Genomic DNA, 14,434 nt, shown 5'->3' on the forward strand with positions numbered 1-14,434 from the left:
GTGCCACGCGCACGCGCCGGCCAACCCCCTTCCGGCCAGCGGCCGGTACTGCTGCTGGCCGGGCATGGTGCCGCCCGCGGCACGGCAATGGGCCGCGCCCGCGTGCGCCTGCCGCATGCACTGGAAGTGGCCGAGCAGCGCGTTGCCGCCCACCAGGTCGAGGCCGAGCTGGCGTGCCTGCATCGCGCGGTGGACGCCGCGCGCTCGGAGATGCACGAGCTGCGCCAGCGCCTGCATGGAGCGCTGAACCAGGAAGTGGGTGAGTTCCTCGACCTGCATGCGCTGCTGCTGGACGATCCCGAGCTGCTGTATGGGCTGGACGAACTGATCCGCAGCGGACCGTACAGCGCCGGCTATGCGTTGCGCCTGCAGCGCGACCGCCTGGCCAAGGTCTTCGACGGCATGGACGATGCTTACCTGAAGAGCCGCATGGACGACCTCGACCATGTGATCGGCCGCATCCATGCCTTCCTGCAGCCCGAACGCCCGCCAGCGGTGAAAGGCCTGGCCGGCGAGATCCTGGTCTGCGACAACATCGCGCCCTCCGAACTGGCACAGCTGCAGGCGCAAGGCGTGGTCGGCATCGTCACCGCCGCCGGCAGCGCGCTCTCGCACAGCGCGATCCTTGCGCGCAGCCTGCACCTGCCCTTGATCGTCAACGTGCCGCAGCTGCTCAGCCGCATCGCCGATGGCGACGTGCTGATCATCGACGGCGCCGACGGCAGCATCACCGCCAATCCACAGGCCGACAATCTGCGCGACTACCGCGCACGACTGAAGGAACACGCGCGCGAACAGCGCGAGCTCGGCCGCCTGCGCAGCAAGCCCAGCCGCACCCGCGACCAGGTCGACATTGCCCTGCTGGCCAATGCCGAGTCGCTGGAGGACGTGACCCAGGCGCATGCGCTGGGCGCCCACGGCCTGGGCCTGTACCGCACCGAATTCCTGTTCCTGCAGCGCAACGAGCTGCCGGATGAAGAAGAACAGTTCCAGACCTACCGCGATGCGGCACTGGGCATGAGCGGGCGACCGGTGACCATCCGCACCCTCGATCTGGGCGCGGACAAGGCCGACCGCACCGGCCTGACCCTGAGCAACGAAGAAAACCCGGCGCTCGGCCTTCGCGGCGTACGCCTGTCGCTGGCACGGCCGAAGGTAGCCGACACCCAGCTGCGCGCGATCCTGCGCGCCTCGGCCTACGGCAAGCTGCGGGTGCTGGTGCCGATGGTCAGCACCCGGGAGGAACTGCTGGCAGTGCGCCGCCGCATGCTCAAGCTGACCGAACAGCTGCGCGGCGAAGGCCACATGGTGTCCGACCACGTGCCACTGGGCGCGATGATCGAAGTCCCTGCTGCGGCGCTGGCGCTGGAGAGCTTCATCGACCTGGTCGATTTCCTGTCGATCGGCACCAACGACCTGGTGCAGTACCTGCTGGCGGCCGACCGCAACAATGAAGCACTGGGCGAGCTGTATTCGCCGTTGCACCCGGCGGTGCTGCGGCTGCTGCAGATGGTGATCGAGACCGGCGCGCGCCACCGCATCCCGGTGGCGGTCTGTGGCGAGATGGCCGGCGATGCGCGGATGACCCCACTGCTGCTGGCACTGGGCCTGACCGAGTTCAGCCTGCACCCGGGCACGCTGCTGGAAGTACGCCGCGCGGTCCGCGAGGCCGACCTGGCCATGCTGCGCGCGCGCGCACCGAAGCTGCTGGCCGCGCGCGACCGCCGCGCGATCGAGTGCTGGCTGGCGCTGGTGGCCGAAACGGCCTGATACCCCCCGCTCGCCGGGCATGCACGCCTGGGGTCAGATCCTTTTCCGCGGGAAAAGGGATCTGACCCCGTCTCGTTGAAGGCCAATACGTTGCCGGCCAGCGGCCGGCACTCCCGCCACCCGGCGGCTATGCGTTGAAACATCGCCTTGCGATAATGACGCGCTGAACACCCCTGTTGCCGCATCCTTGCCGGGATCGCGGCTTTTCTTATCCCCGCGGGAGCTGCGATGGCTGAAGCTGTACGCCACGACAAGACTGCGCGCCAACTGCGGATGCTGTCCGATGCACTGGACAGCGGCCGGCTGGGCCCGGTGCGTCGCCTGGTCAACACCCTGGCCCCGGCCGAGATCGGCAACCTGCTCGAATCGTTGCCGCCGGGCAAGCGCGAGGTGGTGTGGGGACTGGTTGATCCGGAAGACGACGGCGAGGTGCTGGTCCACGTCGGCGACGACGTGCGCGAAAGCCTGCTCGCGGACATGGACCCGGACGAGATCATCGCCGCGGTCGAAGACCTGGACATCGACGATCTGGCCGACCTGGTCGAAGACCTGCCGGACACGGTCATCGACGAAGTCCTCAAGTCGATGGACCGCGAGAACCGCGAGCGCCTGGAACAGGTCCTGTCCTATCCCGAGGACAGCGCCGGTCGCCTGATGAATCCGGACGTTGTGACCGTGCGCGCCGACGTCAATGTCGACGTCGTGCTGCGCTACCTGCGCCTGCGCGGTGAACTGCCCGACCACACCGACCACCTGTTCGTGGTCAGCCGCCGCCATCAGTACCTAGGCCGCGTGTCGCTGGCGGCACTGGTGACCCACGAGGACACCACCCCGATCAATCGCCTGATCGACGACGAGCAGCCAGCCATCGACGTCGGCGAGAGTGACCAGGAAGTCGCCCGCCAGTTCTCCGACCATGACTGGATCTCCGCGCCAGTGGTGGATGACAACAACATCCTGATTGGTCGCATCACCATCGATGACGTGGTCGACATCATCCGCGGCCAGGCCGAGCACCAGGCGCTGGGCGCCGCCGGTCTGGACGAGGACGAAGATCTGTTCAGCCCGGTCTGGCGCGCGATGCGCCGCCGCCTGATGTGGCTGTCGGTGAACCTGTGCACGGCCTTTCTGGCCTCCAGCGTGGTCGGCCACTTCGAAGGCACCATCGACAAACTGGTGGCGCTGGCGGTGCTGATGCCGATCGTCGCCGGCCTCGGCGGCAACGCCGGTACCCAGGTGCTGGCACTGATGGTGCGCGGCCTGGCGCTGGGCCAGGTGGGCGCCTCCAACGCCCGCACCCTGCTGTGGAAGGAAGTACGGGTCGCGCTGTTGAACGGCGTGATGCTGGGTTCGGTGCTGGGCCTGATCGTGCTCGCCTGGTTCCACTCGCCCGGGTTGTCGGCAGTGATCGCCATCGCGTTGACCTGCAACCTGTTGTTTGCTGCGTTGGCCGGCGTGCTGGTGCCGTTGACGCTGAAACGCTTCGGCTTCGACCCGGCGCTGGCCAGCGGCATCTTCCTGACCGCCGTGACCGATTCGATGGGCTTCTTCACCTTCCTCGGCCTGGCCACCCTGGTGCTGCTGCACTGACCGTCTCGAGGGTCGGATCCCCGCTGCGCGGCGCTCTGACCCGATCCCAACTGGATCCCCCATGGCAACGACAATCGAAAACTACTTCCAGCCCGGCTGGCGCGACCACCAGCACACCTGCCCGGCCTGCGAATGGAAGGGCAGCTCGCGTGCCATGGAGATGGAGCTGGACGAGGACGCCACCGAGTACGACTGCCCGGTCTGCGAGAACCCACTGCTGGTGGTCCTGCACCCGGACATTGCGCAGGTGCAGGCCGCCGCCGCCGAGGGCAATGCCGAGGCACAGGAGCAGTTGGAGATCATCGCCAGCTTCCCGCGCCCGCAGTGACGCGGCGCACGATGCCGGGCCGACGTCGGCGGACTACGATGCAGGCGATCTCGCCGCTTCGGAAAATCCCATGGTCCGTTTGCTGTCGCGCTGGCTGTCACTGCTGGCCCTTCTGATGATGAGCGGTTGCACTTCGCTGCCGGACAACGCGCGTGGCCGCTTCGAAGCACGTGCGGTGAAGGTGGACGGGCAAACGGCTTACTACCAGGTGTTCATTCCGGCCGGCGTGCAGGCCGCCGCTCCCACCCACCTTCCGGTCGTCCTGTTCCTGCACGGCTCGGGCGAGCGCGGCGCCGATGGCGTCAAGCAGACCCACGCCGGACTGGGGCCTTACCTGCGTGCGCATCCCGATTTCCCCGCCCTGGTGGTGTTCCCACAGGTGCCGGGCCACGAGGAATGGAGCGGCCGCAACAACCGTGCGGCAGTGGCCGCGCTGGACGCGACGATCGCCGAATTCGGCGCCGACCCGGCGCGGCAATACCTGACCGGCATGTCGATGGGCGGCTATGGCAGCTGGAACATCGCATTGGATGACCCACGCCGCTTTGCCGCGATCGTCCCCGTTTGCGGCGCGGTGCTCGCCCCGCGTGCGGTACGCCCGACCCTGTTCGTCGAGCAGGTCGCGCACGAAGCGGACCCGTACGCGGTGATTGCCCAGCGCCTGCAGCACACGCCGATCTGGATCTTCCACGGCGCACTGGATGACGTGGTGCCGCCGGACGACGACCGCAGACTGCATGCCGCATTCCAGCGCGCCGCCGCACGCGACGTGCGCTACACCGAATACCCGGAAGGCAACCACAATGCCTGGGACGCCACCTACGCCGACCCGGCAATGTGGGAATGGCTGTTCGCGCAGAAGCGCTGAACCGCAGCTTCTGCTGGGAAACACCTGTTGGTGGATGCCTACCGTTGGTCGGCTTGGGTATGGGTGGGTGCCGACCGTTGGTCGGCACTACCTCTCCGCTTCGGGGTAATCCATTGCCTGGTACCTCTCATCGATCTCCCATCGGCACCAGGCATACGGATACTCTCCCACGCAGCTCGCCAAGTTCGCCCTGACCGGGTTGGCGACGATGTACATCGCATGGCGAAACAGTGATTCTTCAGAACGAATGGCGTGATCGTGATAGCTCGATTGCCAGAATGGTCCTGTCCTACCCAGCATGCGGTTGATCCGCAATGCACTGCTCGATTTGAAGCGTTGCATGATGTAGTCCAGCGAGAACGCACGGATCTCCACAAGCCAATGGATGTGGTCCGGCATGACCACATAGGCAAGTGAGTGCGTCAGGCCCTCAGCATCAATGCGACGGAACACATCCATCACCTCCTGTGCCGCAGTGGCATCATCGAAGTAGCGTCGACGCTCCTGGATGACGGTGGTCAGGATGTAGGATTGTCCGATCCGGGAATGGCGGCCAAGGCGTAGGCGTGCGCGGCTCATGGGCCCAAGCGTGCGCCTGCCGCTACTCCGGTTCTATCGGGCAATCACGTCAGTACAGGTAGGCCCGGAACCATTCAATGGCTAGGCCCGCACTTCACCGCACTGACGGTTCCATGCCGACCAACGGTCGGCACCCACCGGATCGGATAAGGACAGATCAACCATGCCGACCAACGGTCGGCACCCACCGGATCGGATGAGGACAGATCAACCGTGCCGACCAACGGTCGGCACCCACCGGATCGGATGAGGACAGATCAGCCGTGCCGACCAACGGTCGGCACCCACCAGGGCAGGTCAGCCCAGCAGGGTTTCCAGCACGGCCATGCGCACGGCGACGCCGTTGGCGACCTGGCGCAGCACCCACGATTGCGGGCCGTCGGCCACCTCGTCGGTCACTTCCACGCCGCGGTTGATCGGGCCCGGGTGCAGCACCGCGGCATCCTTGCCCGCGCGCGCCAGGCGTTCGTTGGTCAGGCCGTACTGCGCGTGGTACTGCTCCAGCGACGGCACCAGGCCTTCTTCCATGCGCTCGCGCTGCAGGCGCAGCATCATCAGCGCATCGACGCCTTCCAGCATCGCGTCGAAATCATCGCCGACCACGCAGCCCTTCAGGGTCTCGTCGTCCGGCAGCAGCGACTGCGGGCCACACACGCGGATCTCGCCCACGCCCAGCGTGCGCAGCGCATGCAGGTCGGTACGGGCCACGCGCGAGTGCTTTACGTCGCCGACGATCACGACTTTCAGCTTCGAGAAATCCGGGCCCTTGGCCTGGCGCAGGGTCAGCATGTCCAGCAGGCCCTGGGTCGGGTGCGAACTGCGGCCGTCACCGGCATTGATCAGCGCGGTGCCCTCGCCTGCCGCATCGGCCAGTGCGGCCACGGCGCCGTCATCGGGGTGGCGCACCACGAAGCCGCGCACGCCCATCGCTTCCAGGTTGCGAAGCGTGTCGCAGGCGGTCTCACCCTTGCGGGTAGAGGAGGTGGAGGCGTCGAAATTCAGCACGTCCGCCCCCAGCCGCTGCGCGGCCAGCTGGAACGAACTGCGGGTGCGCGTGGACGGTTCGAAGAACAGCGTGCACACCGCCGAACCGGCCAGCACCTGGCGCTTGTTGCCGACGCGGCCCACTGCGGCATCGCGGATCTGCCCTGCGCGGTCGAGCAGCTGAAGCAGCGTTTCGCGCGGCAGGCCCTCCAGGGTCAGCAGGTGGCGCAGGCGTCCGGAGGCATCGATTTGCTGGGCGGTCATGGCGGTGTCGGGCAGTCAGGGAATGGGGGTGGCGTCGTCCGGCGACGACAGCCAGCGATCAATGATCACCGCTGCGGCGACGGCATCGAGGGCAGCCGCATCACGGCGGCGCTTGCGCCCTTCGGCGCGCTCGACGGCGAAGCGGCGTGCGGCCTCGACCGAGCTGGAACGCTCGTCGATCATCACCACCGGCAGCTTGAAGCGCTCCCGCAGCTGGCGGGCGAAGCCCTGCGCGCGCTTGCGGTTGGGCTGGTCCTGGCCGTCCAGGGTCAGCGGGTCGCCGACCACCAGGCCGTCGGGCTTCCATTCCTTGAGCAGGCGTTCGATCGCGGTCCAGTCCGGGCCGTTGCCGTGCACATCGACCACGGCCACCGCGCGCGCATGCGCGGCGAAGGCACTGCCGATGGCCACGCCGATCCGTCGCGAGCCGACATCGAAACCCAGAACGGTGCCATCACGACGGATCGCCGGGGCAGCAGAATCCGGCGCGGGCGTGATGGGCTCAGACATGGCCGCTGTAGTCGGTCAGCCGGAACAGGTCCACGCCGATGCGCGAGGCCGCACCCTGCCAGCGCTGCTCCAGCGGCAGCTGGAACACCAGCTCGGCATCGGCCGGCACGGTCAGCCAGCTGTTCTCGGACAGCTCGCTTTCCAGCTGCCCTGCGCCCCAACCGGCACAGCCGAGGGTGACCACGGCATTGGCCGGGCCTTCGCCGCGCGCCATCGCTTCGAGGATGTCGCGCGAGGTGGTCAGGTACAGGCCGTCGCCCACGGTCAGGCTGGAATCCCACGCCCGCGCGTCGTCATGGATGACGAAGCCGCGCTCGGGATGCACCGGGCCGCCGTTGAGCACCATGCGCGCCTGCAGGTCGCCATCACCGGTGGTGATGTCCATCTGTGCAAGCACTTCACCCAGCGTGTACTCGGAAGGCTGGTTGACCAGCACGCCCATCGCCCCGTTCTCGTCGTGCTGGCAGATCAGCGCGACGCTGCGGGCGAAGGTCGCGTCGAGCAGCGACGGCAGCGCGACGAGCAGGTGATCGGCAAGGGAGGTCGGCGTTACAGGCATGGCCCTATTCTACCTGCTGGGGGCGGGATGGTCGCGCGATGGCGTCGAACAGCGATGGGCTAGGATGGTGCTTTGCCATGGAAGGTCATCGATGCAGTCTTCAACGCCCCTGACCCTGCCGGCACGCAGCGCCATCGTCCTGCTTGCCCTGCTGCAGGGCCTGATGCTGTATGCCGCGCAGGAACTGTCCGACGCGTGGCCGTTCCGCGATATCGGCTGGCGCTACTGCTGGTACGCCTGGGTGCTGGCCATTCCCAGCGCGGTGGCGCTGAGCCTGGTGGAGCTGGGCCAGCGCCGCCTGTGGCTGCAGGCCGTGCTCGGCTCGACGGTGGTGCTGGCGCTGGCCGCCTGGATCGGCTGGAACCTCAATGGCGAGACCGCACTGGAATCGGGCGCGTTGCAGCTTCCGTTGACCCTGGGCATGGCCGTTGCGGTGTTCGTGGTCCTGCCCTGGTGGCAGTTCCAGCTGCAGCACGGGCACTGGCGTGCCAGTTACCCCGAGCTGTTCGAGCGCGCCTGGCAGAATGGTTTGACCCTGGCCCTGGCGGCACTGTTCACCGGGCTGACCTGGCTGCTGTTGTGGCTGTGGTCGGCGCTGTTCCAGCTGCTCGACGTGACAGTCTTCCGCGACCTGTTCCGGCAGGACGCGTTCATCGCACTGGCCACCGGCAGCCTGGCCGGGTTCGGCGTACTGATCGGGCGCACCCAGCACCGCGCCATCCAGATCACCCGCCAGGTGCTGTTCGCGATCTGCCGTGGGCTGTTGCCACTGCTCTCGTTCATCGCCGTATTGTTCGTGCTGAGCCTGCCGCTTACCGGGCTGGAACCGCTGTGGAAGACCCGCTCGGCCGCCGGCCTGCTGCTGGTGCTGTCGCTGCTGCTGGTGACGTTCACCAATGCGGTCTACCAGCAGGGGGAAGACAGCGCCCCCTACCCGCTGCTGCTGCGCCGGCTGGTTGAAGCCAGCCTGCTGGCACTGCCGGTCTACGCCGCACTGGCGCTGTACGCACTGGGGCTGCGCGTGGTGCAGTACGGCTGGACCGTGGACCGGTTCTGGGCGGTACTCGTCGCAGTGGCCGTGGCCGGCTATGCCGTGGGCTACGCGCTGGCGGTGCTGCGCCGGCAGCGCCGCTGGTTGCAGATGCTGGAGCCGGTCAACCGCTGGATGTGCTGGGCGGTGCTGGCACTGGCATTGCTGGGCAACTCGCCGCTGCTGGACCCGGTGCGGCTGACCCTGTCCAGCCAGCTGGCGCGCCTGCGTGCGGACCCGCCCGCGATCACCAGCAGTGACGTCAACGTGCTGCGTTTCGATCTTGGCCACCGCGGCGTGCGGGCGCTGCGCGAGCTGCAGCGTGATCCAGCCATCACCGCCGATGCCAACGCGCCGCAGGTGATTGCGGCTGCGCTGGCACGTACCTCACGCTGGGATGACGGCCACCGCCTCGACAAGGGGCCGCAGGACGTCGTGGCCCTGCAGCGCGCGCTGAAGCTGGCCAAGGGATCCAGCTCACCACCGGACGATTGGTGGCAGGCACTGGCCACGCGCGCGATCGATGGCGAATCCTGCGCCCAGAGCGAGCGCGACTGCCTGATCGTGCATCGCGACCTGGACGGCGATGGCACTGGCGAAGTGCTGCTGTGCGAGCTGTACACCCACCGTGGGCCGGACTGCGTGCTGTACGCACGTGGCAGGGATGCCCACTGGCGCCGGGCCGGTTCGCTGTTCGGCACCGTCAGCGGCCAGGCCGAGGCGATCAACCAGGCCCTGCGTGACGGCAAACTCACGCTCGTGCCACCGCGCTGGCCGATGCTGTCCATCGGCGGGCACCCTGCGCTGGCCATCGATCCCGAATCCGAATCCGAACCCGAATCCAACGAGCCTTCCCCATGAGCGGCTACTGCCTCATCGCCCCGGGCCATCCGGTGCACGACTACTACCACGCCAACGAGTACGGCTTCCCGCAGCGTGACGAGCGCGAGCTGTTCGAACGGCTGGTGCTGGAGATCAACCAGGCCGGCCTGAGCTGGGAAACGATCCTGAAGAAGCGCGAGGGCTTCCGCACGGCCTATGACGGCTTCGATGTGGACTGCGTGGCGGCGTACGCCGAGCAGGACATCGAGCGCCTGCTGTCGGACGCAGGCATCATCCGCAACCGGCTGAAGGTGCTGGCGGCCATCCACAACGCGCAGGTGATCCAGCAGCTGCGGGCCAGCCATGGCAGCTTCGCGGCGTGGCTGGACGCGCACCACCCGCGCAGCAAGGCCGACTGGGTGAAGCTGTTCAAGAAGACCTTCCGCTTCACCGGCGGCGAGATCACCGGCGAGTTCCTGATGAGCCTGGGCTACCTGCCCGGTGCGCATGCCGAGGACTGCCCGGTGCATGCGCGACTGCTGACGCTGTCGCCGCCGTGGCTGAGGGCCGCCGCCCGCTGATGGATATCTGCCGGGCATAGCCCGGCCTTGCCACGCGTGGGTTCCGGTAGTGCCGGCCGCTGGCCGGCAACCCCGTTGAACGGTCAAACGCCCATGTAGCGGCCGGGGCGGTGGTTGAACATCAGCACCAGGCTGAGCACCACCGCGCCGATGGCCGAGTACAGCACCTTCGACGGCGACAACACGAAGAACGCGGCCACCATCAGGCAGGCGTCGTAGGACATCTGCACCTTGCCCGCGCTCCAGCCACGGGTGCGCTGCAGGTACACCGCCAGGATGCCGATGCCGCCGAGACTGGCACGATGGCGGATGAAGAACAGGATGCCCAGGCCGGACAACGCACCGCCGACGATCGCCGAATACAGCGGGTTGATGTGCGAGAAGTCGATCCAGCGCGGCAGCAGGTCGGTCAGCACGCCACAGGCGGTGACCGCGGCGAAGGTCTTCAGGGTGAATTCCCAGCCCATGCGCCGCAGCGCCACCCAGTAGAACGGCAGGTTGACCAGCACGAACACCAGGCCGAAGTTCCAGCCCATCGCGTAGTGCAGCAGGAACGCCATGCCCGCCATGCCGCCGATCATCAGCCCGCCCTTGGCGAAGATGGCCAGGCCCAGCGAAGCCACCATCGTGGCCAGCACCATGCCTTGCACGTCCTCGGCGATCGAGTGGCGCAGCGCTTTTTCGTCGGCGGTGGTGCCGGCGCTGTCGGGCGGCGGGGTCAGCGGACCGGCGGTGACCAGATGGCCGTCAGCGTCGTCGCACGGCGCGGGGCCATGGGAGGGAAGGGACATACGGGTGGGGAACAGCAGGTGGGGAGCGGTATTAGACACGATCTGCATGACAGTTGCAGATGAAATCGTTCAGCTGAATGCGCCCCGCCCGATCTCCGGCCCGCCGCTGCTCAGCCCTTGCCGGCCAGATGGTGCGCCACCAGCGCATTGGCATGGCCATGGCCCAGCCCATGCTCACTTTTCAGGAAGCTGACCAGTTCCATGTGTTTCAGGCCCTTCTTCCCGGCCAGCAGCCCGAACCAGTGCGCCACCGGCTGCCCGTAGGTCTTCTCGATGGAGGGGAAGTACGAAGCCGGGCCCTTGGGCTTTTCAGTGCTCATGCGGAAGCTCCTTGCGTTGGATGTACCGGTACGACGAACAGGGGAGCCGGAAATCGACAGGTCCGTTCAATCCGGGAGCCGTATCATCCCGTCATGCCCCGCGAAAACCTCAACGACCTGCAGGCCTTCGTCCACGTTGCCCGCGAGGGCAGCTTCACCAAGGCCGCCGCCCAGCTGGGCGTGTCCCAGTCCGCGCTCAGCCATGCCATGCGCGGCCTGGAACAGCGCCTGGGCGTGCGCCTGCTGACCCGCACCACCCGCAGCGTGTCCACCACCGAAGCCGGTGCCCGCCTGCTCGACACCCTGGGCCCGCGCCTGGCCGAGATCGAGGACGGACTGGCCGCGCTGGCCGAATACCGTGAACGCCCGGCCGGCACCATCCGCATCAATGCCACCGGCCATGCCGCCGAGTACATCGCGTGGCCACGGCTGGCGCCGCTGCTGCAGCAGTATCCGGACCTCAAGGTGGAACTGGCCGCCGACTACGGGCTGGCCGACATCGTGGCCGAGCGCTACGACATCGGCATCCGCCTCGGCGAACGCCTGGCCCGCGACATGGTCGCCGTGCCGATCAGCCCGCCGCTGCGCATGCGCGTGGTCGGTGCACCCGGCTACTTCCGCCAGCACGTGGTCCCACGCCATCCGGACGAGCTGGCAGACCACAACTGCGTGACCCTGCGCCTGCCCACGCATGGCGGGCTGATGCCGTGGGATTTCGGCCAGGACGGCAACGAACTGAGCGTGCGCGTGAGCGGCCAGTGGACCTTCAACACCATGGGCATGACCCGCGCCGCTGCGCTGGCCGGCAGCGGATTGGCCTGGCTGCCGGAAGACCAGGTGCAGCCGATGCTGGACGACGGCCGCCTGCAGTCGGTGCTGGACGACTGGTGCCCGCACTTCGATGGCTACTACGCGTACTACCCGTCGCGCCGCCACGTCACGGTGGCGATGCGCACGGTGCTGGATGCGCTGCGCGGGCCGATGGCTGGATGAGGTGTGCGGACCAACGGTCCGCACCCACCTCGGTCCGCACCCGGTGATCAGCCCTTGGCCTGGGCCGCACGCTGTGCGTTGTAGCGCTCACCGACGATCGACACTTCATCCAGCGCCTGCGCGATGCGCTGCAGCTCCTCCGGCGCCAGCTGCAGGTCAGCCGCGCCCAGGTTCTCTTCCAGGCGGTGGATCTTGGTGGTGCCCGGAATCGGCACGATCCACGGCGCCTGCGCCAGCAGCCAGGCCAGCGCCACCTGCGCCGGGGTCGCGCCGCGTGCTGCAGCAATCGTACTGATGCGATCCACCAGCGCCTGGTTGGCGCGGCGGGCTTCCACTTCGAAGCGCGGCACGCTGTTGCGGAAATCGTTGGCGTCGAAGGTGGTGTCGGCGTTGATCGCACCGGTCAGGAAGCCACGGCCGAGCGGACTGAACGGCACGAAGCCGATGCCCAGTTCCTGCAGGGCCGGCAGCAGTTCGCGCTCCGGTTCACGCCACCACAGCGAATACTCGCTCTGCACGGCAGCCACCGGCTGCACCGCGTGCGCACGGCGCACGGTGGTGGCGCTGGCCTCGGACAGGCCGAAGTGGCCGACCTTGCCCTCGGCGATCAGGTCGCGCACGGTGCCGGCCACGTCCTCGATCGGCACGTTCGGGTCGACACGGTGCTGGTAGAACAGGTCGATATGGTCGGTGCGCAGGCGTTTGAGACTGGCTTCGGCCACGGCGCGGATGTTCTCGGGGCGGCTGTCCAGGCCGGTATCGGTGCGCGCATCCCTGAAGCCGAACTTGGTGGCGATCACCAGCTTGTCGCGGTAAGGCGCCAGAGCCTCGCCGAGCAAGTCTTCATTGGTGTACGGGCCGTACACTTCGGCGGTGTCGAAGAAGGTCACGCCGCGTTCAACGGCAGCGTGCAGCAGGGCGATGCCCTGGCTGCGCTCGACCGGCTGGCCATAGGCATGGGTCAGGCCCATGCAACCCAGGCCCAAGGCGGAAACCTTCAGGCCGCTGCGGCCGAGTTCACGTGTCTGCATCGTGGTGCTCCAGAGGGGGAACGCTGACGATACGCCTGCAGGGGCCGCCGATTGAATGGGCAGCATTGCAGTTGGTCATGACTGGAATTCATCAATCGCCAACGCGCCCGGTAGAGTCGACTGTTAGTCGACTGCTCTTTCACCGGCCGGGAAAATCCCGCGCTGCGCGCGAGAGTCGACTGACAGTCGACTCTACAGAGTCGCAGGTCACCGGATCTCGGAGATCTCCACGCCATCCAGGCCCTGTGACAGCGTGCGTGCGTCGCCGCCCTGGCTGAGCTTGATGCGCAGGCGCACTTCGTTCTGCGAATCGGCGTAACGCAGCGCGTCCTCGTAGCTGATCTCGCCGGCCTGGTACAGCTCGAACAGGCTCTGGTCGAAGGTCTTCATGCCCAGCTGGACCGAGTCCTTCATCACTTCCTTCAGCTTGTGGATCTCGCCGTCGCGGATGTAGTCCTGCACCAGCGGCGTGCCCAGCAGGATCTCCATCGCCACCTTGCGCGAGCGGCCATCGGGCGACGGCACCAGCTGCTGCGCGACCACGCCCTTGAGATTCAGCGACAGGTCCATCAGCAGCTGGTTGCGGCGGTCTTCCGGGAAGAAATTGACGATGCGGTCCATCGCCTGGTTGGCGTTGTTGGCATGCAGGGTGCACAGCACCAGGTGGCCGGTTTCGGCGAACGCGATGGCGTGGTCCATGCCTTCGCGGGTACGCACCTCACCAATCATGATCACGTCCGGCGCCTGGCGCAGGGTGTTCTTCAGCGCGGCTTCCCAGCTGTCGGTATCGATGCCGACTTCGCGCTGGGTGATGATGCAGCCCTCGTGCTTGTGCACGAATTCGATCGGATCTTCGATGGTGATGATGTGGCCGGTCGAGTTCTGGTTGCGGTAACCGATCATCGCTGCCAGCGACGTCGATTTACCGGTGCCGGTGGCGCCGACGAACAGGATGATGCCGCGCTTGGTCATCGCCAGCGTCTTGATGATCGGCGGCAGGCTCAGTTCTTCCACCGTCGGAATGCGCGTCTCGATGCGACGCAGCACCATGCCGACCTGGTTGCGCTGGTAGAAGCAGCTGACGCGGAAGCGGCCGACACCGGACAGGCCGATGGCGAAGTTGCATTCATGGGTCTTCTCGAATTCCTCGCGCTGCGCCGGAGTCATCACGTTGAGGACCAGGTCGCGGCTCTGCTGCGGCGTGAGCGGGGTCTGCGTGATCGGCGAGATCTTGCCGTTGACCTTCATCGCCGGCGGCATGCCGGCCGTGATGAACAGGTCCGAGGCGCGCTGGTGCGCCATCAGCTTGAGGAACGAAGTGAAATCGATGGTGGTCGCGGTGGTGTTCACGGCAGGCTCCCGGAAAGCGGTTTACCAGGTAACGGTCGGTGGAGGAAACAACACGGGAACAGCA

Annotated in this window: 15 protein-coding genes; 7 read left to right on the forward strand and 8 right to left on the reverse strand. The window is 67.2% G+C overall.

Going from position 1 to position 14,434, the window contains the following annotated elements; all coding sequences use genetic code 11:
• From ptsP to AC5P5R_RS02180, 4 genes are all read left to right on the forward strand, one after another.
• Complete coding sequence (ptsP, locus tag AC5P5R_RS02165; protein WP_100437966.1) at positions 1–1,770, forward strand: phosphoenolpyruvate--protein phosphotransferase; 1,770 nt, start codon at positions 1–3, stop codon at positions 1,768–1,770.
• A gap of 228 nt (positions 1,771–1,998) precedes the next feature.
• Complete coding sequence (gene mgtE / locus AC5P5R_RS02170; RefSeq protein WP_005408383.1) at positions 1,999–3,360, forward strand: magnesium transporter; 1,362 nt, start codon at positions 1,999–2,001, stop codon at positions 3,358–3,360.
• A 61-nt stretch (positions 3,361–3,421) separates the two neighbouring features.
• Entirely contained in the window at positions 3,422–3,688 is a 267-nt protein-coding gene (locus AC5P5R_RS02175; RefSeq protein ID WP_005408382.1) for a hypothetical protein, read from the forward strand.
• Between the two features lie 70 nt (positions 3,689–3,758).
• Entirely contained in the window at positions 3,759–4,556 is a 798-nt protein-coding gene (locus AC5P5R_RS02180) for a carboxylesterase family protein (RefSeq protein ID WP_005408381.1), read from the forward strand.
• 87 nt (positions 4,557–4,643) lie between these two features.
• Here AC5P5R_RS02180 and AC5P5R_RS02185 read toward each other — a convergent pair whose 3' ends face one another.
• The 4 genes from AC5P5R_RS02185 to AC5P5R_RS02200 form a co-directional block, all read right to left on the reverse strand.
• Positions 4,644–5,135: an REP-associated tyrosine transposase gene (locus tag AC5P5R_RS02185; protein ID WP_005408380.1), complete on the reverse strand. Its 492-nt coding sequence runs from the start codon at positions 5,133–5,135 to the stop codon at positions 4,644–4,646.
• A gap of 297 nt (positions 5,136–5,432) precedes the next feature.
• The gene (locus AC5P5R_RS02190; protein WP_005412492.1) at positions 5,433–6,383 is read right to left on the reverse strand and encodes an aspartate carbamoyltransferase catalytic subunit; all 951 of its coding nucleotides are present in this window, start codon (positions 6,381–6,383) and stop codon (positions 5,433–5,435) included.
• A 15-nt stretch (positions 6,384–6,398) separates the two neighbouring features.
• On the reverse strand, positions 6,399–6,893 hold the full coding sequence (gene ruvX / locus AC5P5R_RS02195; protein WP_005408378.1) for a Holliday junction resolvase RuvX: 495 nt from the start codon (positions 6,891–6,893) through the stop codon (positions 6,399–6,401).
• Complete coding sequence (locus AC5P5R_RS02200) at positions 6,886–7,452, reverse strand: YqgE/AlgH family protein (RefSeq protein ID WP_005408377.1); 567 nt, start codon at positions 7,450–7,452, stop codon at positions 6,886–6,888. The genes ruvX and AC5P5R_RS02200 overlap by 8 nt, the downstream gene beginning before the upstream one ends.
• A gap of 91 nt (positions 7,453–7,543) precedes the next feature.
• Between AC5P5R_RS02200 and AC5P5R_RS02205 the strand changes: the two genes are divergently transcribed.
• Together AC5P5R_RS02205 and AC5P5R_RS02210 are read left to right on the forward strand one after the other, a co-directional pair.
• Positions 7,544–9,343, forward strand: coding sequence for a DUF4153 domain-containing protein (locus AC5P5R_RS02205; protein WP_099561916.1), 1,800 nt, complete (start codon positions 7,544–7,546; stop codon positions 9,341–9,343).
• On the forward strand, positions 9,340–9,885 hold the full coding sequence (locus AC5P5R_RS02210) for a DNA-3-methyladenine glycosylase I (protein ID WP_005408375.1): 546 nt from the start codon (positions 9,340–9,342) through the stop codon (positions 9,883–9,885). The genes AC5P5R_RS02205 and AC5P5R_RS02210 overlap by 4 nt, the downstream gene beginning before the upstream one ends.
• Positions 9,886–9,968: 83 nt before the next feature.
• Here the strand turns inward: AC5P5R_RS02210 and AC5P5R_RS02215 are convergent, their stop codons facing one another.
• Together AC5P5R_RS02215 and AC5P5R_RS02220 are read right to left on the reverse strand one after the other, a co-directional pair.
• Positions 9,969–10,676, reverse strand: coding sequence for a YitT family protein (locus AC5P5R_RS02215; protein ID WP_014036228.1), 708 nt, complete (start codon positions 10,674–10,676; stop codon positions 9,969–9,971).
• A 110-nt stretch (positions 10,677–10,786) separates the two neighbouring features.
• A complete protein-coding gene (locus tag AC5P5R_RS02220) occupies positions 10,787–10,996 on the reverse strand; it encodes a DUF4287 domain-containing protein (protein WP_005412490.1) in 210 nt (69 codons plus the stop codon).
• Positions 10,997–11,089: 93 nt separating this feature from the next.
• On the opposite strand from AC5P5R_RS02220, the gene AC5P5R_RS02225 reads away from it, so the two are divergent.
• Positions 11,090–11,989, forward strand: a complete 900-nt coding sequence (locus AC5P5R_RS02225) for a LysR family transcriptional regulator (protein WP_005412489.1) — start codon at positions 11,090–11,092, stop codon at positions 11,987–11,989.
• A gap of 47 nt (positions 11,990–12,036) precedes the next feature.
• Here AC5P5R_RS02225 and AC5P5R_RS02230 read toward each other — a convergent pair whose 3' ends face one another.
• Together AC5P5R_RS02230 and AC5P5R_RS02235 are read right to left on the reverse strand one after the other, a co-directional pair.
• The gene (locus AC5P5R_RS02230) at positions 12,037–13,020 is read right to left on the reverse strand and encodes an aldo/keto reductase (RefSeq protein ID WP_100437965.1); all 984 of its coding nucleotides are present in this window, start codon (positions 13,018–13,020) and stop codon (positions 12,037–12,039) included.
• A gap of 207 nt (positions 13,021–13,227) precedes the next feature.
• Positions 13,228–14,370, reverse strand: a complete 1,143-nt coding sequence (locus AC5P5R_RS02235; RefSeq protein ID WP_005408369.1) for a PilT/PilU family type 4a pilus ATPase — start codon at positions 14,368–14,370, stop codon at positions 13,228–13,230.
• Between the last annotated feature and the right edge of the window lie 64 nt (positions 14,371–14,434).

The organism is Stenotrophomonas sp. YJH_SMC_19, from assembly GCF_059367915.1.

Excerpts from the sequence above, each read along its gene's own strand:
- mgtE (WP_005408383.1), top strand. The coding sequence starts at position 1,999 with ATGGCTGAAGCTGTACGCCACGACAAGACTGCGCGCCAACTGCGGATG.
- AC5P5R_RS02215 (WP_014036228.1), bottom strand. The coding sequence starts at position 10,676 with ATGTCCCTTCCCTCCCATGGCCCCGCGCCGTGCGACGACGCTGACGGC.
- AC5P5R_RS02220 (WP_005412490.1), bottom strand. The coding sequence starts at position 10,996 with ATGAGCACTGAAAAGCCCAAGGGCCCGGCTTCGTACTTCCCCTCCATC.
- AC5P5R_RS02185 (WP_005408380.1), bottom strand. The coding sequence starts at position 5,135 with ATGAGCCGCGCACGCCTACGCCTTGGCCGCCATTCCCGGATCGGACAA.
- AC5P5R_RS02225 (WP_005412489.1), top strand. The coding sequence starts at position 11,090 with ATGCCCCGCGAAAACCTCAACGACCTGCAGGCCTTCGTCCACGTTGCC.
- AC5P5R_RS02180 (WP_005408381.1), top strand. The coding sequence starts at position 3,759 with ATGGTCCGTTTGCTGTCGCGCTGGCTGTCACTGCTGGCCCTTCTGATG.
- AC5P5R_RS02175 (WP_005408382.1), top strand. The coding sequence starts at position 3,422 with ATGGCAACGACAATCGAAAACTACTTCCAGCCCGGCTGGCGCGACCAC.
- AC5P5R_RS02190 (WP_005412492.1), bottom strand. The coding sequence starts at position 6,383 with ATGACCGCCCAGCAAATCGATGCCTCCGGACGCCTGCGCCACCTGCTG.
- AC5P5R_RS02200 (WP_005408377.1), bottom strand. The coding sequence starts at position 7,452 with ATGCCTGTAACGCCGACCTCCCTTGCCGATCACCTGCTCGTCGCGCTG.
- ruvX (WP_005408378.1), bottom strand. The coding sequence starts at position 6,893 with ATGTCTGAGCCCATCACGCCCGCGCCGGATTCTGCTGCCCCGGCGATC.
- AC5P5R_RS02205 (WP_099561916.1), top strand. The coding sequence starts at position 7,544 with ATGCAGTCTTCAACGCCCCTGACCCTGCCGGCACGCAGCGCCATCGTC.
- AC5P5R_RS02210 (WP_005408375.1), top strand. The coding sequence starts at position 9,340 with ATGAGCGGCTACTGCCTCATCGCCCCGGGCCATCCGGTGCACGACTAC.
- AC5P5R_RS02230 (WP_100437965.1), bottom strand. The coding sequence starts at position 13,020 with ATGCAGACACGTGAACTCGGCCGCAGCGGCCTGAAGGTTTCCGCCTTG.